The sequence below is a fragment of the Actinomadura madurae genome, assembly GCF_047130825.1.
Classification (GTDB): domain Bacteria; phylum Actinomycetota; class Actinomycetes; order Streptosporangiales; family Streptosporangiaceae; genus Spirillospora; species Spirillospora madurae.
Genome location: NZ_CP083237.1, coordinates 4,273,166 through 4,296,722, shown reverse-complemented (window position 1 = coordinate 4,296,722; position 23,557 = coordinate 4,273,166). Strand labels below are relative to the sequence as shown.

The window sequence follows — 23,557 nt, the reverse complement described above, 5'->3', positions numbered from 1 at the left end:
ACTCCTTCCATGGCTGACGAAGTCGATGTCGTGGTGATCGGTCTGGGGCCTGGGGGAGAGGACGCCGCGGGGAGGCTCGCCGAGGCGGGCCTCTCGGTCGTCGGGGTGGAGTCCCGCCTGGTGGGCGGCGAATGCCCCTACTACGCGTGCGTCCCCACCAAGATGATGGTGCGCGCCGCCGGGCTGCTCGCCGAGGGCCACCGCGTCCCCGGGATGGCGGGCGAGGCGACGCTGCGGCCGGAGTGGGCACCGGTCGCCGCCCGGATCCGCGACGAGGCGACCGACTCCTGGGACGACAAGGTCGCCGTCGACCGCCTCACCGGCAAGGGCGTGCGGGTCGTGCACGGCCGGGGCCGCCTCACCGCCTCGGACGAGGTCGCGGTGAACGGCCAGGTCTTCCGCGCCCGCAAGGGAATCGTCCTCAACACCGGCACGTCCCCCGCGGCGCCGCCCATCGACGGGCTGGCCGGCACCCCGTTCTGGACGAACCGCGAGGCCGTCCAGGCCACCGAGGCCCCGGCGTCGCTCCTCGTCCTCGGCGGAGGCGTCGTCGGCGTGGAGATGGCCCAGGTCTTCTCCCGGTTCGACAGCCGCGTCACGGTGGTCGAGGCCGCCGACCGGCTCCTGCTCAACGAGGAACCCGAGGCGGGCGCGCTGCTGCGCGACGTCTTCGAGCGCGAGGGCATCGGCGTCCGCACCGGCGTGGACGTCACCCGCGTCGCCCACGACGGCGACGAGTTCACCCTGCACCTCGGCGACGAGACGCTCACCGCCGAGCGGCTCCTCGTCGCGACCGGCCGTCGTCCCAACCTGAAGGACCTCGGGCTGGAGCACGCCGGCCTGGACGAGAACGCCCGGCAGATCTCCGTGGACGGCCACCTGCGCGCCGCCGACGGCCTGTGGGCGATCGGCGACATCACCGGCATGGGCGCCTTCACCCATGTCTCGATGTACCAGGCGGCCATCGCCGTCCGCGACATCCTCGGCGAGGAGGGCTCCCCGGCCGCCTACCGCGCCGTCCCCCACGTCGCCTTCACCGATCCGGAGATCGGCTCCGTCGGCCTGACCGAGGCGCAGGCGCGCGACCAGAACCTGCCCGTCCGCACGGCCGTCGCGCCGATCGCCGAATCCGCCCGCGGCTGGATCCACCAGGCCGGCAACGACGGCTTCGTGAAGCTGGTGGAGAACGCCGAATGGGGCACCCTGGCCGGCGCGACCGCCGCCGGCCCGGCCGGCGGGGAGATCCTCGGCTTCCTCGCCGTGGCCGTGCACGCCGAGATCCCCACCGCCACCCTCCGCGAGATGATCTACGCCTACCCCACCTTCCACCGCACCATCGAGACCGCCCTCGCCGGTCTCGCCGGGACGGGCCGCGCGGGGGAGTGAGGCGGCCGCCGGATCGGGCAGGATCGGGGGCATGAACCGGCTCAAGGACGCGACCAGCCCGTACCTGCTCCAGCACGCCGGCAACCCGGTGGACTGGTGGGAGTGGAGCGACGAGGCGTTCGCCGAGGCGCGACGGCGAGACGTCCCGGTCCTCCTGTCCGTCGGATACGCCGCCTGCCACTGGTGCCACGTGATGGCGCACGAGTCGTTCGAGGACGGCGAGACGGCGCGGGTCATGAACGAGTTGTTCGTGAACATCAAGGTGGACCGGGAGGAACGCCCGGACATCGACGCCGTCTACATGGAGGCGACCCAGGCCATGACGGGCCAGGGCGGGTGGCCGATGACGGTGTTCATGACTCCGGAGGGGCATCCGTTCTACTGCGGCACGTACTTCCCGCGCGTGCAGTTCCGGGCGCTGCTGCAGGCCGTCCACAAGGCGTGGGCGGAGCAGCGCGACGAGGTCGTCGGGCAAGGTCAGCAGGTCGTCACGGCCCTGGCGTCGCGCGGTGGCGGGCCGGTCGGTGCCGAGGCGCCCGGTGAGGGGGTGCTCGCGCACGCGGTGAAGGCGCTCGGCGCCTCGTACGACGCGGTTCGGGGCGGGTTCGGGGGCGCGCCCAAGTTCCCGCCGTCGATGGCGCTCGAATTCCTGCTGCGGCACCATGCGCGGACGGGCGACGACGAGGCGCTCGCCATGGCGTCGCACACCCTGGAGGCGATGGCCCGGGGCGGCATGTACGACCAGCTCGGCGGAGGGTTCGCGCGCTATTCGGTCGACGCGAAGTGGGTCGTCCCGCACTTCGAGAAGATGCTCTACGACAACGCGCTGCTGGCGCGGGTGTACGCGCACTGGTGGCGGCTCACCGGGACGCCGTTCGCGCGGCGGGTCGCGTTGGAGACGTGCGACTGGATGCTGCGCGACCTGCGGACCGACCAGGGCGGCCTCGCCTCGGCGCTGGACGCCGACAGCGAGGGCGTCGAAGGCAAGTACTACGTGTGGACCCCCGCGCAGTTGCGCGAGGTGCTCGGCGATGAGGACGGCGCGTTCGCGGAGAGCCTGTTCGAGGTGACGGGGACGTTCGAGCACGGGTCGTCCGTCCTGCAGCTCCTGAACGACCCGGAAGACGCCGAACGGTACGAGCGAGTGCGGACGGCATTGCTGTCGGCGCGCGCGCACAGGATTCCTCCGGCGCGCGATGACAAGGTGGTGGCGGCCTGGAACGGGCTCGCCATCGCGGCCCTCGCCGAGTGCGGCGCCTTGCTCGACCGGCCGGATCTGGTCCGGGCGGCCGAGGAGGTCGCGCGGCTGCTCGTGGACGTCCATGTGCGCGACGGCCGGCTGGTCCGGACGTCCAAGGACGGGACGGCCGGCGCGAACGCCGGCGTCCTCGAGGACTACGCGGACGTGGCCGAGGGGCTCCTGGCCCTGCACGCGGTCACCGGCGATCCGCGGCATGTGCGGCTGGCCGGAGAGCTGCTGGACACCGTCCTCGAACGGTTCGGGGACGGCGAAGGCGGGTTCTACGACACCGCCGACGACGCGGAGCGGCTGTTCCGGCGCCCGCAGGACCCGACCGACAACGCGACGCCCTCGGGCCAGTTCGCGGCGGCCGGCGCGCTGCTGTCGTTCGCCGCGCTGACCGGGTCCGACCGGCACCGGGAGGCCGCGCGGGCGGCGCTCTGGCCGGCCGGGGCGCTCGCGGACCGGCACGCGCGGTTCGCGGGCTGGGGCCTGGCGGTGGCCGAGGCGTCCGCGACCGGTCCGGTGGAGATCGCCGTGATCGGGGATCCGGACGACGAGCGCACCCGGGCGCTGCACCGGACGGCGCTCATGGCGTCCGTGCCCGGGGCGGTGGTGAGCACGGGCCCGCCGGACGCCGGCGGCGTCCCGCTGCTGGAGGGGCGCGGGCTGGTGGACGACCGGCCCGCCGCCTACGTCTGCCGCGATTTCACCTGCCGGCTGCCGGTGACGACCCCGGCCGATCTGACCCGCGAACTACGTGGGCAATTGGACTGACGGTCCACTTTGTGGCAGCGTGACCTTGATCTCATGCCCGCTTGCTGTTACTACTGAGTAGCTGGAACAGAGCTGACCCGATGCGGCGTGGCGGACGAGGATGCGGGACGGCGCGTCGGGTATCTGGACGGTGGCCGGACATCTGAGTCATAGTCGTGTCCCGGGAGCCCGGCCGACGGGCGGGCGCGGGGCGACGATCGAGGGAGTGTGGCAGTGGGGAAGCCGAACCGCCGGGTCCTTCCGACGATCATCGGTGTCACCGTGCTGACGACCCTCGCCGCGAACGTCGCCGTCCTCGTCGCGCGGGACGATCCCGCCGAGGCCCGGCGCGGCGAGCAGCGCGCCCGCTTCGTGGCCGCGTCCGGCAACAGCGCCCTGTCGCCCTCCGCCGTCGCGCCGCTGGGCAAGCGGCTGACCCCGCACGTCCTCGTGGCCGCGCCGTCCACGCTGCCCGCGAGCTTCGTCCAGAAGGTCCGGGGCGCCAAGGGCGTGCAGGGCGCCGAGGTCGTGGACGCCGTGCAGGGCATGGTCGCCGGCAAGCGGGTCGGGCTGATGGGCGTCGACCCGTCCACGTTCCGCAACTACACGCCGAAGCCGACCGCCAAGTCGGACGCCCTCTGGCGCAACGTGGCGTCCGGCGACGTCGCGATCTCCTTCACGATGGGCAACGACGGCGGCGTCAAGCTCGGCAGCCAGGTGCCCGTCGGCGGCCGGCAGAACCAGTCGCAGCTGCGCGTCGGCGCGTACGCCACGATGGGCATCAGCGACGTCGACGCGGTCATCTCGCACACCACCGCGCAGGCCCTCGGGATGCCGACCGGCAACGCGATGCTGATCAGCGTCCCGAAGGCCGAGCCGAAGGCGTTCATCAAGAAGCTCCGCAAGGTGATGCCGAAGCAGGCCAAGGCGGTCGCGGTCAACCCGGAGATCGACTTCCCGAAGTCGGGGGAGGTGCCGGCCTCCAACGGGCAGGTCATGACGGCGAGCCAGGTGCGGACGGTCATCCAGGCCGCCCACACGCGGCTCGGCTGGCCGTACGTGTGGGGCGGCGAGTCCGAGGCGGAGGGCGGGTACGACTGCTCCGGCCTCATGCAGTACGCGTTCGCGAAGGCGGGCATCCGGCTCCCGCGCGTCGCCGCCGACCAGGCCCGCGCCGGCTGGGTCGTCCCGTACTCCAAGGCCGAGCCGGGCGACATGCTCATCTGGGCCAACGACCCGACCGCGCCCGGCTACATCTCCCACATCGCCCTCTACCTGGGCAAGGGCAAGATGCTGGCGGCGCCGAGGACGGGGACCGTGGTGCAGGTCCAGAACGTCTACACCCGCAACATGCGCGGCGCCGTCCGGGTGAGCCCGAAGATGGCCGCCGCCCTCACGCGCTGACCCGCCGCGCCCGGCCGGCGCCGGGGACCCGAATCGCGCTCGGCGAGGCCCGGCGGCCCGCGCACCGGCCTTGATCATTCCTTTTCCCGGTCCCGCGATGCTGGCGCCGCGGCGCGATGCGTTGTAATTTTGATTACATGACTACGAGCGAAGCGGCGGAGCGGCTCCGCGGCTGGTTCGCCGGGCGGCTCCCGGAGGACTGGTTCGAGGACGCGCCCGAGATCGTCCTCGACCGCGAGGAGGTCAGCGTCATCGGCCGGCTGCCCGTCCCGGCGGCGGCCGAGGGGGTGTCGGACGCCGAGCGCGCCGGCGTGATCGCCGGGCACGTCCAGCGCTTCCGGGACGAGACCCGCGACCGGCGCATCGGCATCGCCCGCGAGGCCGAGCAGCGCTTCGGCCACAAGGTCTCCTGGGGCGTCGAGTGCGGCGGCGAGCGGGAGATGTTCACCACCCTGTCGGTGCCGGTGATGACGCGGCTGCGGCAGCCGGAGCGCCGGGTCCTGGACACGCTCGTGGAGGCCGGGGTCGCGCGCAGCCGCAGCGACGCGCTCGCCTGGTGCGTCCGGCTCGTCGGCAAGAACACCGACGAGTGGCTGGCGGAGCTGCGCAGCGCCCTGCGGCACGTCGAGCGCGCCCGCGCCGCCGGCCCGCAGGCCTGACCGGGCCGGAGCGACCGGAGCGGGCCATCCACCGGGCCCGCGCCGCGGTCGCGCGTTAATCTCGAATACGGAAACGGTGGGAGAAGTGTCGCCGCCGGGCCATAATTGAGCGTCTTTTCCAAAAGCGGACGGTCGCTCGAAGGGAAGCCCACATGGGGTTTCGGCGTACGGGAGAGCCGCGCACCAGGACGGCGCGCGGCGCGCGGAGGGACGGCGTGCGCCGGCGCCCCGCCGAGGGCGCCCGGCTGCTCGACGCCGTCCGCCGCAGCGGCCCGTACGCGGCCGTCCGCGACGCCGTCTACCGGCTGTACGAGCGCCGCGTCGAGGCCGACCTGCCGACCGACGTCACCCCCCGGCACGTCGGCGTGATCCTGGACGGCAACCGGCGCTGGGCGCGGTCGATGGGCCTCGCCGACGTCAACACCGGCCACCAGCGCGGCGCCCAGAAGATCTCCGAGCTGCTCCAGTGGAGCGCGGAGGCCGGCGTCGAGCACGTCACGCTCTGGCTGCTGTCCACCGACAACCTGAACCGCCCCGCCGCGGAGCTGGACCCGCTGCTGACGATCATCGAGAACACCGTCCGCAAGCTCGCCGCCGACGGCTGGCACGTCAAGCCCGTCGGCGCCCTCGACCTGCTGCCCGACAAGACCGCCCGCGTCCTGAAAGATGCCGGTGAGGCCACATCCGACGCACCCGGCCTGATTGTGAACGTCGCGGTTGGGTATGGAGGTAGGCGTGAGATCGCTGATGCGGTGCGCTCTCTGCTCATCGAGCAGGCGAGCCGTGGCACCAGCATCGAGGAACTCGCCGAGGTCCTCGACGTGGAGCACATCGCGGAGCATCTCTACACGCGCGGCCAGCCGGACCCGGACCTGGTCATCCGCACCTCGGGGGAGCAGCGTCTCTCCGGCTTCATGCTCTGGCAGAGCGCCCACTCGGAGTTCTACTTCTGCGAGGTCCACTGGCCGGACTTCCGCAAGGTCGACTTCCTCCGGGCCATGCGCTCCTACGCCGCGCGGCACCGGCGCTACGGTACCTGACCGTCCTCCGCGGACCACCGCCCCTGCGGCGGACCTGCGCGCCACCGGCAGTTCCCCCATGATCAGGGAGATCGAGTGGCCACAACCTCCGCGCGCCGTCCCGGCCCGTCCGGGAACACCGCTGGAACGCCCCTCGCGGGCGGTTCCGAAGGGAGGCGCACGTACGTCCTCGACACCAGCGTCCTGCTCGCCGACCCGGGGGCGATGACCCGGTTCGCCGAGCACGAGGTCGTACTCCCCATCGTCGTCATCTCCGAGCTGGAGGCCAAGCGGCACCACCCCGAGCTCGGGTACTTCGCCCGGCAGGCCCTGCGCACGCTGGACGACCTGCGCCTGCGCCACGGCCGGCTGGACGAGCCCGTGGCGGTCGAGGGGCCGGTCGGCGACCAGGGCGGGACGGTGCGGGTCGAGCTGAACCACTCCGACCCGAGCGTCCTGCCGGACGGGTTCCGGCTCGGCGACAACGATACCCGGATCCTGTCGGTGGCGGCGTGGCTGGCCCGCGAGGGGCGTGACGTGGTCCTGGTCTCCAAGGACCTGCCGATGCGGGTGAAGGCGTCCGCGGTGGGGCTCGCCGCCGAGGAGTACCGCGCCGAGCTGGCCGTGGTGGAGTCCGGCTGGACCGGCATGCGCGAGCTGGAGGTCCCGGGCGGGGCGCTGGAGGAGCTGTACGAGGCGGGGACCGCGGACCTGGAGGAGGCGCGCGACCTGCCGTGCCACACGGGCCTGCGGCTGCTGTCGGAGCGCGGGTCGGCCCTCGGCCGCGTCCAGCCCGACAAGTCGGTGAAGCTGGTGCGGGGCGACCGCGAGGTGTTCGGGCTGCGCGGCCGGTCCGCGGAGCAGCGGATCGCGCTCGACCTGCTGATGGACGAGGACGTCGGCATCGTCTCGCTGGGCGGCCGGGCCGGCACCGGGAAGTCGGCGCTCGCCCTCTGCGCGGGCCTTGAGGCCGTGCTGGAGCGCCGCCAGCACCGCAAGGTCGTGGTGTTCCGCCCCCTGTACGCGGTCGGCGGCCAGGACCTCGGCTACCTGCCGGGGTCGGAGAACGAGAAGATGTCGCCGTGGGCGCAGGCCGTCTACGACACCCTGTCGGCGGTGACCACCCCGGAGGTCATCGACGAGGTCGTGGACCGTGACATGCTGGAGGTCCTGCCGCTCACGCACATCCGGGGGCGGTCGCTGCACGACGCGTTCGTGATCGTCGACGAGGCGCAGTCGCTGGAGCGGGGCGTGCTGCTGACCGTCCTGTCGCGGATCGGCGCCGGATCGCGGGTCGTGCTGACGCACGACGTGGCGCAGCGCGACAACCTGCGGGTCGGGCGGCACGACGGCGTCGCGGCGGTGGTGGAGCGGCTGAAGGGCCACCCGCTGTTCGCGCACGTCACGCTGACCAGGTCGGAGCGGTCGCCGATCGCCGCCCTGGTCACCGACATGCTGGGCGACGTCGGCTGAGCGACGTCCGGAGCGGAGCTCCGGCGGAGCGGAGGACGGCGCTCAGCCCTTCGGGGGGTGTGGGGGTCCGCCCCCACAGGGAGCAGGCCTCTGAGGACGGCGCGGGAACCCCGGCGGCCCTCCCACGGGCCGCCGGGGTTCCGCGTCTCGGGACAACGGGTGAGATCTCCTACGGAGCGTGATCATTAAACCCCGTACCGTAGAGTTGTGATGAACGTCACACCCCACGGTTGAATGTCCGGGATCCCCTGGTCCGCTTGCGGTTTCGGTGATCAGAGGGACGGGTTGACAACCGTCCCACGAGCCGCATTCATCTCGTTTCGGTTGCGGAGCCTCCCTCGGCCTCGGGCATTGTGTCTCCCCGTAAGCACCCCCGAACGGTGCCCGGCCGGAGCGCGGCCCCCCTGAACCACCGCGCGACGGGCACGGCACCGGTCCGGCCCGGGGGCCGCCCGGCCTCCCGGCGGCCTGGAGGGCCGAGGGTGGAAACAGTTCGTGCGCGTGTCCATGCGCGTGCGACCGTCGGAAGGACCGCCTTGTACGGAGACCGTCCCGGGTCCCCTAGGCGAGACGATCGACAGAGCTTCGACCCCCGGACGCCGATGCAGGCGCCCGCCCCGGCCCCCGGCCCCGCCGCGGCGTCCCCCACCGTGGAGGGCTCCCACGCCCCGCACGAGGACGACGTGCGCGTCGCCGGCACCGACTGCGCCCGGGGCGGCGCCCCCGCCGGCGACACGCTCGGGTTCCAGCCCGTCCCGGAATCGCCGCGCCCCGGCGCCTCCGCCGGCGGCGGCCGCGACGAGATCGCCTCGAACCCGCAGGGCCCCGCGCCGCGCGCGGCGGCCCGCAAGGGCGGCGCGGGCGGGCGCAACGGCATGCGGATCGCCGCGGTCGTCACGGGCGCCGCGGTGGTCCTCGGCGGCGGCGCGGTCGCCGCGTTCGCGTTCACCGGCGGCGACGACGGCACGCAGACCGTCCAGGCGAGCAAGCAGCTCGCGGACCCCGCTCCGAAGGTCGACCCGAAGGTCCTGGAGCAGCAGCGCAAGAAGCTGGCGCTGGAGCGCGCCTCCCGCGCCGCGCGGGAGGACGGGCAGAAGGCCCCGTCCCTGCGCCCCAAGGGCAAGCCGCTTCCCACCAAGACGCCCAAGAAGGACAAGGGCGACGGCGGCGGTGCCCCCGCCGGCGACCCGGTGCCGAAGGGCGAGGCGCAGGAGATCGCCAAGAAGCTGATGCCGGGCTTCGGCTTCACCGGCAGCGGCCAGTTCGGCTGCCTGGTCAAGCTGTGGGACCGGGAGAGCGGCTGGAACACCCACGCCGCCAACCCGTCGTCGGGCGCGTACGGCATCCCGCAGGCCCTGCCCGGCTCCAAGATGGCGAGCGCCGGACCCGACTGGCAGAACAACGCCACCACGCAGATCAAGTGGGGCCTCGGCTACATCAAGAGCCGCTACAAGACCCCGTGCGGCGGTTGGTCGCACTTCCAGTCGGCGGGCTGGTACTGACCCTGGCTCGCGCGTCCCGGGCGCCCTGCGGGGCTCCTGGGACGCGCGAGGCCGCCGGCGCCCCGACGATCAGCGCCCGGACGATCCGGTCATCCGGAGGACGTCGAGCGCCTCGTCCAGCTGCTCGACGGTGAGCTTCCCGTCCTTCACGTGGCCGCGCTCCAGGACGACCTCGCGGATCGTCCTGCGCTCCCTGAGCGCCTGCTTGGCGACCTTCGCCGCCTCCTCGTACCCGATGTAGCGGTTCAGCGGCGTCACGATCGACGGTGACGACTCGGCGTACTCGCGCATCCGCTCCTCGTCGGCCTCGATGCCGTCCACGCACCGGTCCGCGAGCAGCCGCGACACGTTCGCCAGCAGGGTGACCGACTCCAGCACGTTGCGGGCCAGCATCGGCAGCATCACGTTCAGCTCGAAGCTGCCGGACGCGCCGCCGAACGCGACCGCCGCGTCGTTCCCGACGACCTGCGCCGCGACCTGCGCGACCGCCTCGGGGATCACCGGGTTCACCTTGCCCGGCATGATCGACGAGCCGGGCTGCAGGTCGGGCAGCCGGATCTCGGCGAGCCCGGCGCGCGGCCCGGACCCCATCCAGCGCAGGTCGTTGGCGATCTTGTGGAGGCTCACCGCGATCGTGCGGAGCGCGCCGCTGGCCTCCACCAGGCCGTCCCGCGCCCCCTGCGCCTCGAAGTGGTTCCGGGCCTCGGTCAGCGGCAGCCCGGTGGCCCGCGCGATCTCCGCGATGACGCGGGCGGCGAAGCCCTCCGGGGTGTTGATGCCGGTGCCGACCGCGGTGCCGCCGAGCGGCAGCTCCGCCAACCGGGGCAGGACGGCCTCCAGCCGCTCCACGCCGTGCGCGGCCTGGGCGGCGTATCCGCCGAACTCCTGGCCGAGCGTCACGGGCGTCGCGTCCATCAGGTGGGTGCGGCCCGACTTCACCGTGTCCCGGAACTCCTCGGCCTTCCGCGCCAGGGCGGCCTCCAGATGCCTCAGCGCGGGGATCAGATCGTTCAGGACGGCCCCGGTCGCCGCGATGTGGATGGAGGACGGGAACACGTCGTTGGACGACTGGGAGGCGTTCACGTGGTCGTTCGGGTGGACCGGGCGGCCGAGCCGCTCCTGCGCCAGCGTCGCCACGACCTCGTTGGCGTTCATGTTGGACGACGTTCCGGACCCGGTCTGGAACACGTCGATGGGGAACTGGTCGTTCCAGCGCCCGTCCGCGACCTCGCGGGCGGCCTCGGTGATCGCGGCGGCCACGTCCTCGTCGAGCACGCCGAGCTCGGCGTTCACCGTCGCCGCCGCGGCCTTGATCTGGCCGAGCGCGGCGATGTGCGCGGCCTCCAGGCCCCGCCCGGAGATCGGGAAGTTCTCCACCGCGCGCTGCGTCTGCGCCCGCCACCGGGCCGCGGCCGGCACCCGGACCTCGCCCATGGAGTCGTGCTCGACCCGGAATCCCTGCTCGCTCATGGAACGCCTCCCACTCGACATCGCTTGGCCGGCATCGCTCGGCAGGCGCGGACGGCCGCCGTCGTCCATGGCAGCCCGCCGGGTGGCTCACGCATTCCCGGGTGAGGGGCGGATCACTCCTTGTTCAGCGTGTAGTTCTGGCGCTCGCCGGGCTTGCCGGTCGGCTTCTGCGTGCCGTTCACCCAGACGTCGCAGGCCGACGCGTCGTAGATCACCGCGTTGATCCGGGGCTGGTCGTACTGGCGCGCCTCGCCCTGGCGCAGCGTCTCGTCGCTGAGCACGGTGATCGCGTTGCCCGGCACCGACACGAAGATCTTGCACGAGTCGCTGCGGGCGCGGACGACCAGCGTGCTGGACCCCACGCCCGGGGGCGCGGCGACCTGGCTGGTGCCCGCCGGGCTGGACGACGAGGCGGTCGGGGACGGCCCCGGGCTCTCGCGCATCATGCCGACGATGAGCGCGGTGGCGCCGATGCCGCAGGAGGCGACGGTGGCGCCGATGAGCCCGATCACCACCATCAGCCGGTAGCGCGGCGTCGGGGCCCGGCGCCCGGAGCGCGGGCCCGCCATGGCCCGTTCGAGCCGGTCGACGGCGCGGGCGTGGCTGAGCCGGCGGGTCGGGTTCTTCTCCAGCAGCCCGCTGATCACCGGCGCGAGGGCGCCGGCGTTCTGCGGGGCCGGGGGCGACTCGTTGGCCAGCGCGGACAGCGTCGCCATCACGTTCTCGCGCTCGAACGGCGGGCGGCCCTCCAGCGCGGCGTACAGGGTCGCGCCGAGCGACCAGAGGTCGGAGCGGGGGGTGGCCTTGTCCCCGGCGGCGACCTCCGGCGCGACGTAGGCGGGCGAGCCCATGAAGTGGCCCGTCTTGGTGAGGCTCGCCGAGCCGGAGGAGAACGCGAGCCCGAAGTCGGTGAGGACGACCCGGTCCCCGTCCAGCAGGACGTTGCTCGGTTTGAGGTCGCGGTGCACGATGCCGGCCTTGTGCGCGGTGTTCAGCGCGTCCAGCAGGGCGCGGCCGATGTGCGCGACGCGGTCGGGCGGGAGCGGTCCCGAGCGTTCGATGAGCTGCTCGAGGCTGGGCGCCTCGATCATCTCCATCACGATCCAGGGACGGCCCTGCTCGATGACCACGTCGTACACCTCGACGATGGAGTGCGTGCGCAGCTGTGCGGGCGCGCGCGCCTCCCGGAGGGTGCGGCGGTAGAAGACCACCCGGTCGTCCTCGGAGAGGTCCTCGGGGAGCCGCAGCTCCTTGATCGCCACGGCGCGATCGAGGAGCTCGTCGTGCCCTCTCCACACGGTGCCGTTGGCACCCTGACCGATCTCCGAGACCAGCCGGTAGCGCGTCGCTAGAACGAGGCGCTCTGACTGAGACATGGCGGAAAAGATACCGGAGTGGCCAGCCGGTCATCCGGGAGACCTCATGACCAACGCCGATTTTGGCCCAATACTGTGACCTACCGGCCAGAAACCCTGGACGGACGCGGGGCGGCGGCCGCCGCGGGCGCGCCGCCGGCCGCCGCCGGACGTCAGCGGCGGCCGATGGTGAGGACGGGGCCGGTGGTGTCGGCGAAGAAGTCCTCGCCCTTGTCGTCCACCACGACGAACGCCGGGAAGTCCTCCACCTCGATCTTCCAGACGGCCTCCATGCCGAGCTCCGGATACTCCAGGACCTCGACCTTCCTGATGCAGTCCTGGGCGAGCCGGGCGGCGGGGCCGCCGATGGACCCGAGGTAGAACCCGCCGTGCTCCCGGCACGCGTCGGTGACCTGCTTCGACCTGTTGCCCTTGGCCAGCATGACCAGCGAGCCCCCGGCGGCCTGGAACTGCTCGACGTAGGAGTCCATGCGCCCGGCCGTGGTCGGGCCGAACGAGCCCGACGCGTAGCCCTCCGGCGTCTTCGCCGGGCCCGCGTAGTAGACGGCGTGGTCGCGCATGTACCGCGGCATCGGCTCGCCCGCGTCCAGCCGCTCCTTGATCTTGGCGTGCGCGATGTCGCGGGCGACGACCAGCGGGCCGGTCAGCGACAGCCGCGTCTTCACCGGGTACCTGGTCAGCTCCGCGCGGATCTCCGCCATCGGGCGGTTCAGATCGATCCGCACGACCTGGTCGTCCAGGTGCTCCTCGGTCGTCTCGGGCAGGTACTGCGCGGGGTCGGTCTCCAGCCGCTCCAGGAACACGCCCTCGGCGGTGATCTTGGCGAGGGCCTGCCGGTCGGCGCTGCACGACACCGCCATCGCCACCGGGCAGGACGCGCCGTGCCGCGGCAGCCGGATCACCCGCACGTCGTGGCAGAAGTACTTGCCGCCGAACTGCGCGCCGATCCCGAGTCTCTGCGTCAGCTCGAACACCTGGAGCTCCAGCTCCAGGTCGCGGAAGCCGTGCCCGAGCGGCGAGCCCTCGGTGGGCATCGTGTCGAGGTAGTGCGCGGAGGCGTACTTGGCGGTCTTCAGCGCGTACTCGGCCGACGTCCCGCCGACGACGATCGCCAGGTGGTATGGCGGGCACGCGGCCGTGCCCAGCGAGCGGATCTTCTCCTCCAGGAAGGACATCATCCGCTTGGGGTTCAGGACGGCCTTGGTCTCCTGGTAGAGGAACGACTTGTTCGCGCTGCCGCCGCCCTTGGCCATGAACAGGAACTTGTAGGCGTCGCCGGGGGCCGCGTACAGCTCGATCTGCGCGGGCAGGTTGGAACCGGTGTTCTTCTCCTCCCACATGGTCACCGGCGCCATCTGCGAGTAGCGCAGGTTCAGCTTCGTGTAGGCGTCGTACACCCCGCGGGAGATGTGCTCCTCGTCGGCGCCGTCGGTGAGGACGTGCTGGCCCCGCTTGCCCATCACGATCGCCGTCCCCGTGTCCTGGCACATCGGCAGCACGCCGCCGGACGCGATGCCCGCGTTCTTCAGCAGGTCGAGCGCGACGAAGCGGTCGTTCGGGGACGCCTCGGGGTCGTCCAGGATCCGGCGGAGCTGCGCCAGGTGCGCCGGGCGCAGCAGGTGCGCGACGTCGCGCATCGCGGTCTCGGTGAGCAGCCGCAGAGCCTCCGGCTCGACCTGCAGGAACGTCCGCCCGTTCGCGTCGAACGTGGAGATCCCGTCCGAGGTCAGCAGCCGGTAGTCGGTGTCGTCCGGGCCGAGCGGCAGCAGGTCGGTGTAGGAGAACTCAGGCATCTCAGGCAGATCCTCGCGCGATTCCGATGGGGGCCGCCTCACAGGTTACGGGCTCGGGAACCGCGGGTTCACGGGGGGCGACCCGGCTGCGCAGGCCGACCACGACGCCCGCCGCGACCAGCGCGGCGCCCGCCAGGTCGGCCGGTCCCGGCCGGTCGATGCCGAGCACGACCGTCGTGATCACCGCGCTGACCGGGATCAGGCCCGCGAACAGCCCGGCGCGGTCGGCGCCGAGCCGGCCGATCGCGTCGTACCAGAGCAGGAACGCGATCGTGGTGACGACGGCCGACAGGTAGGCGAAGCCCGCGAGCTCGGCGGCGGTCGGGACGCGCAGCGCCGCCGTCCCGTCGGTGACGAGGCCGGCCGCCAGCAGCATCGGGGCGGCGAGCGCGGCGGAGTAGGCGGAGACCCGCAGCGGGCCGAGGCGCGGCAGCAGCGGGACGGCCAGCAGCGAGAAGCACACCTCGCCCGCGAGCGCGCCGAGCGAGAGCAGCAGCCCGCGGGCGCTGCCGCCGCCGAACCCGCTGGCCAGGCCGGCGCCGGCCGCCACCACGCACGCCGACACGATGATCGCCGGCGCCGGGCGGCGGCCCTCCAGCAGCGGCCCGGCCAGCGCCAGCACGATCGGGACGGTCGCGATCACCGTGCCGATCGTGGCCGGGCTGGTGTCCGCGGTGGCCGCCACGATGCACACGTTGAACGCGACCAGGCCGGTCGCCGCCAGGGCCGCCAGCAGGAGCCAGTCCCGCGCGGACGGCCGGCGGGCCGGCCGCCCGGTGAACCGGGCCACGGCCAGCAGGACGAGCGCGGCGACGGCGTACCGGACCGCCTGACCGCCGAATACGGGATAGCCGGAGATGGTCGCCGAGACGGCGGTCAGCGTGCCGACGAAGAACATCGCGGCGCCCGCGCCGACCGTGCCGCGCCTGTGTGAGCTGTTCATGAACGGAACGCTAGAAGCCGCTTGGTCCATGACACAGTGCCAATCGATACGCTGAATCGTGGACCATTAGGGTGCCCGTGACGTCCGGGCTCCCCACTGACGCTGAGTGTCATGTGACCGACCTTCATCTTCCCCTCGACCGGTCCGCCGGCCGGCTGGCGGCGCAGATCGCGGCCGGCTTCCGCGCGGCAGTGCGGTCCGGCCGGCTGACCGCCGGGACACGGCTGCCGTCCAGCCGCGACCTGGCGCGCGACCTGGACGTGTCCCGCGGCGTCGTCGTCACCGCCTACGAGCAGCTCACCGCCGAGGGCTTCCTGATCGCCCGGCGCGGCGACGGAACCCGGATCGCGCCGCTGGCGCGTCCCGACGACGAGGCCCTGCCGCCGGACCGGCCGCCCGCCCCCTCACCGCACGGCGAGCCCCCGCCCGGCCCGCAGGTGCGGTACGACCTGTGGCCGAGCCAGCCCGACCTGTCGGCCTTCCCCCGCGAGCGCTGGATCGCCGCCGCCCGCGCGGCGCTGCGCACCCTGCCGCACGACGCCCTCACCTACCCCGACCCCGCGGGCGTCCCCGCACTGCGCGCCGAGCTGGCGTCCTACCTCGGCCGGGTGCGCGCCGCGCACGCCGACGCCGGCCGGGTCGTGATCATGAACGGGGTGGCGCACGGGCTGTCCGCCATGATCGCGCTGCTGCGCGCCGACGGGCACACCGTGCTCGCCGTCGAGGACCCCACCAGCGACCGGCAGCTGCCGATGCTGGCGGCGGCCGGGATCGGCGTCGTCCGCGTCCCCGTGGACGGCGAGGGCCTGGACGTCGCCGCGCTCGCCGCCTCCGGCGCGCGGGCCGTCCTGGTCACCCCCGCGCACCAGTACCCGACCGGCGTCGTGCTGTCGGCGGCCCGCCGCGCCGAGCTGATCGCCTGGGCGCGCGGCGTGGACGGCCTGATCCTGGAGGACGACTACGACGCCGAGTTCCGCTACGACCGCGATCCCGTCGGCTGCCTGCAGGGCGTCGACCCCGACCGGGTCGTCCTCCTCGGCTCGGTCAGCAAGTCCCTGGCGCCCGCGCTCCGGCTCGGCTGGGCCGTCGCGGCGCCGTCCGTCGCCGAGCGGCTGCGGGACCACCGCGTGCACACCGACCTCGGGGCGCCCGTCCTGGAGCAGCACGCGCTGATCGAGTTCCTCGCCGGCGGCGGCTACGACCGGCATCTGCGCACCATGCGGCGCCGGTACCGGGCCCGGCGCGACGCCCTCGCCGGGGCACTGCGCGAACATCTTCCCGGCGCGATGGTTCGCGGCGTGTCAGCGGGCATCCACCTCTATGTGGAACTCCCGGACGGATGCGACGAGGACGAGATCGTGGCGCGCGCCGCGGACCTCGGGGTCGCGGTCGCGGGGGGCCGGCCCATGTGGTCGCCCGAGCGCGCGGCCGGCGCGCCGCCCGCGCTCGTCCTCGGCTACGCCCGGCTCTCCGAGCCTCGCCTGGTCAAGGCGGCGCAACTGCTGGGTCAAGCGGTTACGCACGGTGCCGGGGGGTAGGACCAGCATCCCTGGTGTAGGAGGTATGGATGAGTCTGGAAGAGGCCGCGCGGCAGCTGAAGATGGCGGGCCACGACGCGCAGGTGGCCTTCGACTGTGTGGGCCTGGGCGACCTCGAACGGGCACAGGAGCACGCCGTGACCCTGCGGGCGGCGGCCGACGCCGCCGAGGTGGCGCTCAGCCGCGCCCTGCAGGACATGAGCCCCGAACAGGCCCAGGCCGAAGGCGAACGGGCTCTGAAGGCCCTGGAAGACGCGTGATCCTGTAGGGGGTGGCGGGCCCGGTGGTCAGGCCACCGGGCGTTCCATGGCGGGGGCGTCCGGCCGGGCGCCCCTGACCGGTTCCGGGTCGAAGCCCTTGGCCGTGACGAAGACGACCAGGATCAGCGCGGACGGGACGATGAACGCCAGCCGCAGGCCGTGGTCGGCGCTGAGCGGGGCTATCGCGCCGACCACGGCGGCACCGAGGACGAACCCCACGTAGTTGAAGATGTTCACCCGGGCCACGGCGACGCCGAGGCCCGTCGGGTCGACCCGCCCGGCGGCGGAGAACGACACCGGGGCGATCACGCTGAGGCCGAGGCCGGCGAGCGCGAACGCGGCGATCGCGAAGGCCGCGTTCGGCGCCGCCACCACCCCGAACATGCCGACGATGCCGACCAGCCCGCCGATCCGGACCACCCGGACGGCGCCCGAGCGGCGGACGGCGAGGTCGGCGACGGCCCGGCTGACCACCATCGTGACCTGGTAGGCGACGTAGCCGAGCGGCGCGACCCAGTCGCTAGCCGACAACTCGTCGTCCAGGTACTTGGCGCCGTAGCTGGAGATCGCCGAGTCCGCGAGGTAGGCGACGGCCATCGCGGCGCCCACCACCAGGATCGGACGCCACGGGACGCGGCGTCCGGCGGCCTTCAGCTCCGCGGCGGTCGGCCCGTCCCCCTCCTCGGCGCGGCGGTAGAGGCGGGAACCGGTGGCGAGCGCGGCGGCGACGCCCACGGCTGCGGCGATCGCGAAGCCGGTGAACAGCGACAGGTCGAGCTTGTTGGTGAGGGACGCCCACAGCCCCCCGAGGATCCCCGCGACGCTCCACACCGCGTAGAAGCCGGTGATCAGGCTGACCCCGTACCGGCGCTCGACCGCGATCGCCTGCGCGTTCATCGACGCGTCGACCGCCCCGACGAACAGCCCGAACGCGGCGACCGCGACGTAGAGCGCGACGTCGTTGTCGCCGGTGAGGCCGATGAGCGCGATCGTCACGGCGACGACGGGCTGGGACGCCCGCAGCACCGGGCCGCTGCCGAACCGCTGGAACAGGGCCCCGGACGCGACGCTGCCCACCCCCGCGATCAGCGGCACCATCAGCAGCACCAGCGACAGCGTGGCGTCGCTCAGGTGGTGCGCCTTCTGCATCTGCGGGACCTGCGTCACCAGGGAGGCGAAGCAGAGCCCCTGGACGGCGAACGCCGTGTAGGCGGCGAACCGCGCCTGGCGGTCCCGCGCGGTGGTGCCCTGGCTCATGCGGCCCCGACCTCTCTGACCTGCGCAACGTGAGAAAGATTCGCGTCAGCGTAGGGACAGGTTACTCACCAGGTCAATGCCGGGGGTCTGGGGGTTGCCCCCCAGAATGACGCGTCAATGCCGGGGGTCTGGGGGTTGCCCCCCAGAATGACGCGTCAATGCCGGGTCAGTCGATCAGGCGGTCGCGCATGCCGCGGACGGCGATCAGCCACATCAGCCCGGCGAACACCACCAGCGCGGCCAGGTGCCCGAGGTCGGCCAGCGGGTGCAGCCCGAACACGGCGTCCCGCACCAGCTCCACGCAGTGGTAGAGCGGGTTGAAGTAGGAGACCTTCTGCGCCCACCCCGGCAGCGCCTCGATCGGGAAGAACGTCCCGGCGATCAGGAACAGCGGCGTCACCACACCGGTGATCACGTAGTCGAACGAGTTGATCGACGGCACCACCGAGGACGTCCACATGCCGAACAGCCCGAAACCGAGCGCGGTGAAGAACGTCACGATCGGCACCAGCAGCATCCCGGGCGAGGGATCCAGGCCGAAGAACAACGCCACGACGATCGGCGTGCACGAGTACACCGCCGATTTCGCCGCGATCCACAGCGCCTCGGCGGTCACCAGCTCGTGGACGTCCACCGGCGCCGCCAGCATCCCGTCGTAGGTGTGCTGGAACACGCGCCTGATGTAGCCGTTGAACATGCCCGGGAAGACCGAGGTGAACAGCGCGGCCGTCCCGACGACGCCCGTCGCGACGAAGTCGAGGTACCGGTAGTCGCCGATCACCGCGACCATCGAGCCGAACCCGTAGCCGAAGGCCAGCAGGAAGAACGTCGGCTCGACCATCGAGGCGAACGACTGCGACTTCCAGTACCGCTTGTAGAGGGCCAGCTCGTGCCGCCAGATGCCCCGCACCGGCGCCATCTCGAACCGCCGCAGCCGCGGCGCCCGCTCAACGTCAACACTCACTCGACGCGCTCCCCCGTCAAAACCACGAACACGTCCTCAAGGTTGGCGGCCCGGCGGACGCCGTCCGGGCCCAGGTCGTCCTCCAGCGAGGGCGAAATCGTCTCCGCCTTCAGCACCGACACCGAGGGGCCGGTGCGGCGCGTCGGCAGCCCCGCGGCCTGGGCGAGCCGCTCCACCTCCGTCAGCCGATCAGGCGGCCCGTAGTGCTCGACGACCCGTTCGCCCGCGTACTCGGCGACCAGGTCCGAGGGGGAGCCCCGCGCGATGACCCGGCCGTGCGACATGAGCGCGCACTCGTCCGCCAGGCGCTCGGCCTCCTCGATGTAGTGCGTCGACATCAGCACGGTGGTGCCGCCGGCGCGCAACCCGTCGATCAGCCCCCACAGCTCCGCCCGCACCTGCGGGTCCAGACCAACGGTCGGCTCGTCCAGCAGCACGAGCGCGGGACGGTGCACCAGCCCGCGGGCGATCAGTAGCCGGCGACGCATGCCGCCGGACAGGTCGTCCACCTTGGTCAGCTGCCGCTCGGTCAGGTGCGCCAGCTCCAGCGCGTCGTCGACCGCCTGGCGGCGCGCCGCCCGAGGCACCCGGTACAGGTGCGCGAACACCTCCAGGTTCTCCCGGGCGGTCAGCTCCTCGTCGAGGTTGTCCTGCTGCGGGACGACGCCCATCGCCGCCCGCGCGCGCTTGGACTCGCGCGGGACGCTGAAGCCGAGCACGTGGATGCTGCCCTCGGTGGCGATCGCCTGCGCGGTCAGCATCTTCATGGTCGTCGACTTGCCCGCGCCGTTCGGGCCCAGCAGCCCCAGGCAGACGCCCGCCGGGACTTCGAGATCGAGCCCGTCGACGGCGGTGAAGTCACCGAACCGCTTCACCACACCGCGGAGACTGATCGCCGCCGTGCCGGCCCCCTCGCGGGCGTCGGCGAGCTGGGCACGTTGCAGGGTCATACACCTCACACTAGGGAGGGGGCGGGACAAAACCCCACTTGTTTTCCTCCGGCCGGGTTCCGGCCGGAGGTTAACCTCTACCTGTGGACGTCCCCCATCGCCCGGCCGCCGAGAAGGTCACCCGCGTGCGCGACCTGCGCGCGTCCGATGCCGACCGGGAACGCGTCGTCGCCGTCCTGGGCGAGGCCCTCGCGGACGGGCGGCTCACCATGGAGGAGCACTCCGAGCGCACCTCCCGCGCGTACGCCGCCCGCACGCTGGGCGAGCTGACCGGCCTCACCGGCGACCTCAGCCCCGAGGAGGCGCAGCCGATCCTCGTCGACGACCGGCCGGTGTCGGTCTTCTTCGGCCGCACCCGCCGGGAGGGGCGCTGGGTCGTCCCGGTCAAGCTCCCGCTCCTCGCCCTGTTCGGGACGGTCGAGCTGGACCTGCGCGAGGCCGTCCTGCAGCGCCGCCACATCGTGGTCGACTCCATGGTGCTCGGCGGCCGGATCCGGCTGCTCGTCCCCGAGGGCGTCCGCGTGGACGTCACCGGCCGCACCGTCCTCACCACCCGCGACCTGCGCGCCCGGCCCGCGTCCGAGGGGCCGACGATCGAGGTGGCCGGCACGATGATCTTCGGGTCGGTGCGGGCGCGGGCGCCGAGGCTCCCGCTGCGCACCCGCGTCCGCAACCGCCTCACGCGCGGCCGGTAGCCCTACACCGCCGTGTCGAAGTTGATCGAGCTGTAGGCGCGCAGCTTGTTCAGCTGGTGCTCGCTGGAGATCGTCCGGATCGTGCCGCTGCGGGACCGCATGACCAGCGAGTGCGTGACCGCCGTGCCCTTGCTGTAGCGGACGCCGTCGACCAGCTCGCCGTCGGTGATGCCCGTCGCGGCGAAGAACACGTCGTCGGACGTCACCAGGTCGTCTGTGGTGAGCACCGTGCCCAGCTCGTGCCCGGCATCCGCGGCCTTCTGCTTCTCCTCGTCGTCCTGCGGCCACAGCCGGCCCTGGATCACCCCGCCGAGCGCCTTGATCGCGCACGCCGCGATGATGCCCTCCGGGGTGCCGCCGATGCCGAGCAGCAGGTCGACGCCCGTCCCCGGGCGGGACGCCATGATCGCGCCGGCCACGTCGCCGTCCAGGATGAACTTGATCCGCGCCCCGGCCTCCCGGACCTCCTTGACGATGCCCTCGTGCCGCGGCCGGTCCAGGATGCAGACCGTCACGTCGTGCGGCGAGGAGCCCTTCGCGCGGGCGATCGCGCGGATGTTGTCGGCGATCGGGCGCTCGATGTCGACGGCGTCCGCCGCCTCCGGGCCGGTCACGAGCTTCTCCATGTAGAACACCGCGGACGGGTCGAACATCGACCCGCGCGGCGCCACCGAGAGCACCGCGATCGCGTTGTTCATGCCGAGCGCGGTGAGCCGCGTCCCGTCCACCGGGTCGACCGCGACGTCGCACTCCGCGCCGGAGCCGTCCCCGACCTCCTCGCCGTTGAACAGCATGGGCGCGTTGTCCTTCTCGCCCTCGCCGATCACCACGACGCCCTGCATGGACACCGTGTTGATCAGCTGGCGCATGGCGTTCACGGCGGCCCCGTCGGCCCCGTTCTTGTCCCCCCTCCCGACCCAGCGGGCCGCGGCCATCGCGGCGGCCTCGGTCACGCGGACCAGCTCCATCGCCAGGTTGCGGTCCGGCGCCGCCGGCTCGGTCTCGAGCGGGGAGGTGACGGTGGTCTCTTCGGACATGCGAAGCAGCCCCTTCGGTCGGTGGTGCCTCGGATTCTCCGGGGACCGGACGGCAGGCCACAAATTGGACCAGACCAGCCGGGCCGCCGGGCTTCCGGCACCGGTGGAACACGGTCGGACATGCACGGTGCGGAGCCGGGTTTCGACGGTCGCGCGGGCAAGGGATCGTTTCCCCCTGGGAGAGGGCGTAATCTCTGGCGTCATGAGCAGCGACATCGACGTCTCGTCCGGTGGGGCGGTACAGAACGGGGGCGCCGGGTCCGGCGAGGTCCCGGCCCGCACCTCCGACCGCGGCGCGGCCACCCGCGGCGCCCTGCTGGCCGCGGCGAGGGACGTCTTCTGCGAGTCGGGCTTCGCCCAGGCCGCGGTGACCGACATCGTCGCCAAGGCCGGCGCCAGCGTGGGCAGCCTCTACCACCACTTCAACGGCAAGGCCGACCTGTACCTGACGCTGTTCGACGACTTCCAGGGACGCCAGCAGGAGCGCACCCGCGAGGCGATCAACGCCCTCCGGGAGGCGGGCGAGACCGACCCCATGCAGCAGTTCATCGCGGGCGCGGGCGCCTACCTGGACGGCTGCCTCGACGAGCGGGACGTCGCGCGGCTGTTCATCTCCGGCGACGGCCCGCCCGGGTTCGACCGCGTCAACCGGCAGCGGCTCAACAAGTGGGCGCGCCGCAACGCCGCCCTGTTCCACACCGCCGACGGCGGCGTGGACGAGGCCCTGGTCACGGTGCTGACCGGCGCGATGGCGGGCGCGGTGTCGGAGATCGCGCTGCTGGACGACGAGCAGGCCGCCCGCCGCCTCGCCGACGAGATCATGGCCATCGTCGGCACGATCAGGAACCCCGGTACGGAGCGGCGCTGACCGTGGGGGATCCTGGAGGGGTGACCGAGCAGGACGCGACACGCGAGCAGGAGGCGCCGCCCCGGGGCGACGCGGCGCCGGACCAGGGCACCCCGGCGGGACGCCCCGTGGTCCAGGTCAGCCCCGGCGTGCACAAGCGGCTGACCACGGGCCTCGGCGGCTTCGCCATGGCGATGGGGGCGTGCCTGCTGCTGGTACTGGCGATCTATGTCATCACGCCGCGCAGCAACGAGGAGGTATTGCCGACCGTCGACTACGGCTCGCAGCTGTGGGCGATGCGCAACGACGCGCCGTTCACCGTGTACTCGCCGGAGAACCTCGGCCCGCGGTGGCGTCCCACCAGCTCGCGGGTGTCCGGGCTCGACTCCGGCGGCCGGAAGCCCGTCGCGTGGCACCTCGGCTTCGTCACGCCCGGCGACGAGTACGCGGCGCTGGAACAGAGCGACGAGAAGGCGTCCGAGTACGTCCCGCGCATGACCAACAGCAGCAAGCCGACCGGCACGCGGCAGGTGAACGGCGTCACGTGGAGCACGTACCACCGCAAGGACAAGAAGGCGAACTCGCTCGCCCGGACCCTCCCGGACGGGGTCAGCCTCGTCGTGACGGGCACCGCGTCCTACGAGGAGCTGGCGGTCCTCGCCGCCTCCCTGCGGCCGCAGAAGAAGGACGGGAAGCTGACCCCGTCCGCGACGGCCACGCCCGGCTCCTGAACCCCGGAGAGGACTAGAAGGGTGCGGCGGCGTCGCCGTTCTCGGGCCGGTCGAGGGCCGCGGCCAGCCGCGCGCGGGCTCCCTCCAGCCACTCCTCGCAGATCGCGGCGAGCCGCTCGCCGCGCTCCCACAGGTTCAGGGACTCCTCCAGCGTGAGCCCGCCCGCCTCCAGCCGCTTGACGACCTCGGCCAGCTCGTCCCGCGCCTGCTCGTACGACGGCTTGTCGGCCGTCTCCTTGTCCGCCACCCGTCCCACC

The 23,557-nt window shown here is 72.9% G+C and carries 21 protein-coding genes; 12 read left to right on the top strand and 9 right to left on the bottom strand.

Translation table 11 applies throughout. From position 1 onward, the window contains the following. The first annotated feature begins 9 nt into the window (after window positions 1-9). The 7 genes from K8Z49_RS19465 to K8Z49_RS19435 all read left to right on the top strand — a co-directional run bounded on the left by K8Z49_RS19465 (window position 10) and on the right by K8Z49_RS19435 (window position 9,439). Window positions 10-1,386 (top strand): dihydrolipoyl dehydrogenase family protein, encoded by a 1,377-nt coding sequence (locus K8Z49_RS19465; RefSeq protein ID WP_111830140.1) that lies wholly within the window; start codon window positions 10-12, stop codon window positions 1,384-1,386. A gap of 31 nt (window positions 1,387-1,417) precedes the next feature. Further along, window positions 1,418-3,403, top strand: coding sequence for a thioredoxin domain-containing protein (locus K8Z49_RS19460; RefSeq protein ID WP_021596924.1), 1,986 nt, complete (start codon window positions 1,418-1,420; stop codon window positions 3,401-3,403). A gap of 213 nt (window positions 3,404-3,616) precedes the next feature. After that, on the top strand, window positions 3,617-4,786 hold the full coding sequence (locus K8Z49_RS19455; RefSeq protein ID WP_412520164.1) for a C40 family peptidase: 1,170 nt from the start codon (window positions 3,617-3,619) through the stop codon (window positions 4,784-4,786). Between the two features lie 137 nt (window positions 4,787-4,923). Beyond that, entirely contained in the window at window positions 4,924-5,445 is a 522-nt protein-coding gene (locus K8Z49_RS19450; protein WP_021596922.1) for a hypothetical protein, read from the top strand. A 152-nt stretch (window positions 5,446-5,597) separates the two neighbouring features. Continuing rightward, window positions 5,598-6,485 (top strand): isoprenyl transferase, encoded by an 888-nt coding sequence (locus tag K8Z49_RS19445; protein ID WP_412520161.1) that lies wholly within the window; start codon window positions 5,598-5,600, stop codon window positions 6,483-6,485. A gap of 75 nt (window positions 6,486-6,560) precedes the next feature. Next, the gene (locus K8Z49_RS19440; RefSeq protein ID WP_021596920.1) at window positions 6,561-7,937 is read left to right on the top strand and encodes a PhoH family protein; all 1,377 of its coding nucleotides are present in this window, start codon (window positions 6,561-6,563) and stop codon (window positions 7,935-7,937) included. Between the two features lie 602 nt (window positions 7,938-8,539). After that, window positions 8,540-9,439, top strand: a complete 900-nt coding sequence (locus tag K8Z49_RS19435) for a lytic transglycosylase domain-containing protein (protein ID WP_412520159.1) — start codon at window positions 8,540-8,542, stop codon at window positions 9,437-9,439. Window positions 9,440-9,508: 69 nt separating this feature from the next. On the opposite strand, the gene K8Z49_RS19430 is transcribed toward K8Z49_RS19435, so the two are convergent. The 4 genes from K8Z49_RS19430 to K8Z49_RS19415 all read right to left on the bottom strand — a co-directional run bounded on the left by K8Z49_RS19430 (window position 9,509) and on the right by K8Z49_RS19415 (window position 15,021). Then, on the bottom strand, window positions 9,509-10,909 hold the full coding sequence (locus tag K8Z49_RS19430) for a class II fumarate hydratase (RefSeq protein WP_021595376.1): 1,401 nt from the start codon (window positions 10,907-10,909) through the stop codon (window positions 9,509-9,511). 113 nt (window positions 10,910-11,022) lie between these two features. Continuing rightward, window positions 11,023-12,285, bottom strand: coding sequence for a serine/threonine-protein kinase (locus tag K8Z49_RS19425; RefSeq protein WP_024936573.1), 1,263 nt, complete (start codon window positions 12,283-12,285; stop codon window positions 11,023-11,025). A 152-nt stretch (window positions 12,286-12,437) separates the two neighbouring features. Continuing rightward, window positions 12,438-14,078: a fumarate hydratase gene (locus tag K8Z49_RS19420; protein ID WP_021595374.1), complete on the bottom strand. Its 1,641-nt coding sequence runs from the start codon at window positions 14,076-14,078 to the stop codon at window positions 12,438-12,440. A 1-nt stretch (window position 14,079) separates the two neighbouring features. Next, window positions 14,080-15,021 (bottom strand): DMT family transporter, encoded by a 942-nt coding sequence (locus tag K8Z49_RS19415; RefSeq protein ID WP_021595373.1) that lies wholly within the window; start codon window positions 15,019-15,021, stop codon window positions 14,080-14,082. A 113-nt stretch (window positions 15,022-15,134) separates the two neighbouring features. Here K8Z49_RS19415 and K8Z49_RS19410 point away from each other — a divergent pair, with 113 nt between their 5' ends. Both K8Z49_RS19410 and K8Z49_RS19405 read left to right on the top strand, forming a co-directional pair. Beyond that, a complete protein-coding gene (locus K8Z49_RS19410; RefSeq protein WP_412520156.1) occupies window positions 15,135-16,559 on the top strand; it encodes a PLP-dependent aminotransferase family protein in 1,425 nt (474 codons plus the stop codon). A 29-nt stretch (window positions 16,560-16,588) separates the two neighbouring features. Beyond that, complete coding sequence (locus tag K8Z49_RS19405) at window positions 16,589-16,819, top strand: hypothetical protein (protein WP_021595371.1); 231 nt, start codon at window positions 16,589-16,591, stop codon at window positions 16,817-16,819. 27 nt (window positions 16,820-16,846) lie between these two features. Here the strand turns inward: K8Z49_RS19405 and K8Z49_RS19400 are convergent, their stop codons facing one another. From K8Z49_RS19400 to K8Z49_RS19390, 3 genes are all read right to left on the bottom strand, one after another. Next, window positions 16,847-18,076 carry an MFS transporter gene (locus tag K8Z49_RS19400; RefSeq protein WP_021595370.1) on the bottom strand — a complete coding sequence of 410 codons (1,230 nt, stop codon included), beginning with the start codon at window positions 18,074-18,076 and terminating at the stop codon, window positions 16,847-16,849. A gap of 166 nt (window positions 18,077-18,242) precedes the next feature. Next, a complete protein-coding gene (locus tag K8Z49_RS19395) occupies window positions 18,243-19,040 on the bottom strand; it encodes an ABC transporter permease (protein ID WP_021595369.1) in 798 nt (265 codons plus the stop codon). Then, a complete protein-coding gene (locus tag K8Z49_RS19390; RefSeq protein ID WP_021595368.1) occupies window positions 19,037-19,990 on the bottom strand; it encodes an ABC transporter ATP-binding protein in 954 nt (317 codons plus the stop codon). The genes K8Z49_RS19395 and K8Z49_RS19390 overlap by 4 nt, the downstream gene beginning before the upstream one ends. A gap of 83 nt (window positions 19,991-20,073) precedes the next feature. Between K8Z49_RS19390 and K8Z49_RS19385 the strand changes: the two genes are divergently transcribed. Further along, on the top strand, window positions 20,074-20,685 hold the full coding sequence (locus tag K8Z49_RS19385) for a DUF1707 domain-containing protein (protein ID WP_412520153.1): 612 nt from the start codon (window positions 20,074-20,076) through the stop codon (window positions 20,683-20,685). Window positions 20,686-20,687: 2 nt separating this feature from the next. Here the strand turns inward: K8Z49_RS19385 and glpX are convergent, their stop codons facing one another. Then, window positions 20,688-21,722 (bottom strand): class II fructose-bisphosphatase, encoded by a 1,035-nt coding sequence (gene glpX, locus K8Z49_RS19380; RefSeq protein ID WP_021595366.1) that lies wholly within the window; start codon window positions 21,720-21,722, stop codon window positions 20,688-20,690. Between the two features lie 202 nt (window positions 21,723-21,924). On the opposite strand from glpX, the gene K8Z49_RS19375 reads away from it, so the two are divergent. Both K8Z49_RS19375 and K8Z49_RS19370 read left to right on the top strand, forming a co-directional pair. Beyond that, complete coding sequence (locus tag K8Z49_RS19375) at window positions 21,925-22,590, top strand: TetR/AcrR family transcriptional regulator (protein WP_021595365.1); 666 nt, start codon at window positions 21,925-21,927, stop codon at window positions 22,588-22,590. A gap of 20 nt (window positions 22,591-22,610) precedes the next feature. Continuing rightward, window positions 22,611-23,300 (top strand): DUF4245 domain-containing protein, encoded by a 690-nt coding sequence (locus K8Z49_RS19370; protein WP_021595364.1) that lies wholly within the window; start codon window positions 22,611-22,613, stop codon window positions 23,298-23,300. Between the two features lie 13 nt (window positions 23,301-23,313). Here the strand turns inward: K8Z49_RS19370 and K8Z49_RS19365 are convergent, their stop codons facing one another. Next, a complete protein-coding gene (locus K8Z49_RS19365) occupies window positions 23,314-23,547 on the bottom strand; it encodes an exodeoxyribonuclease VII small subunit (protein ID WP_021595363.1) in 234 nt (77 codons plus the stop codon). Between the last annotated feature and the right edge of the window lie 10 nt (window positions 23,548-23,557).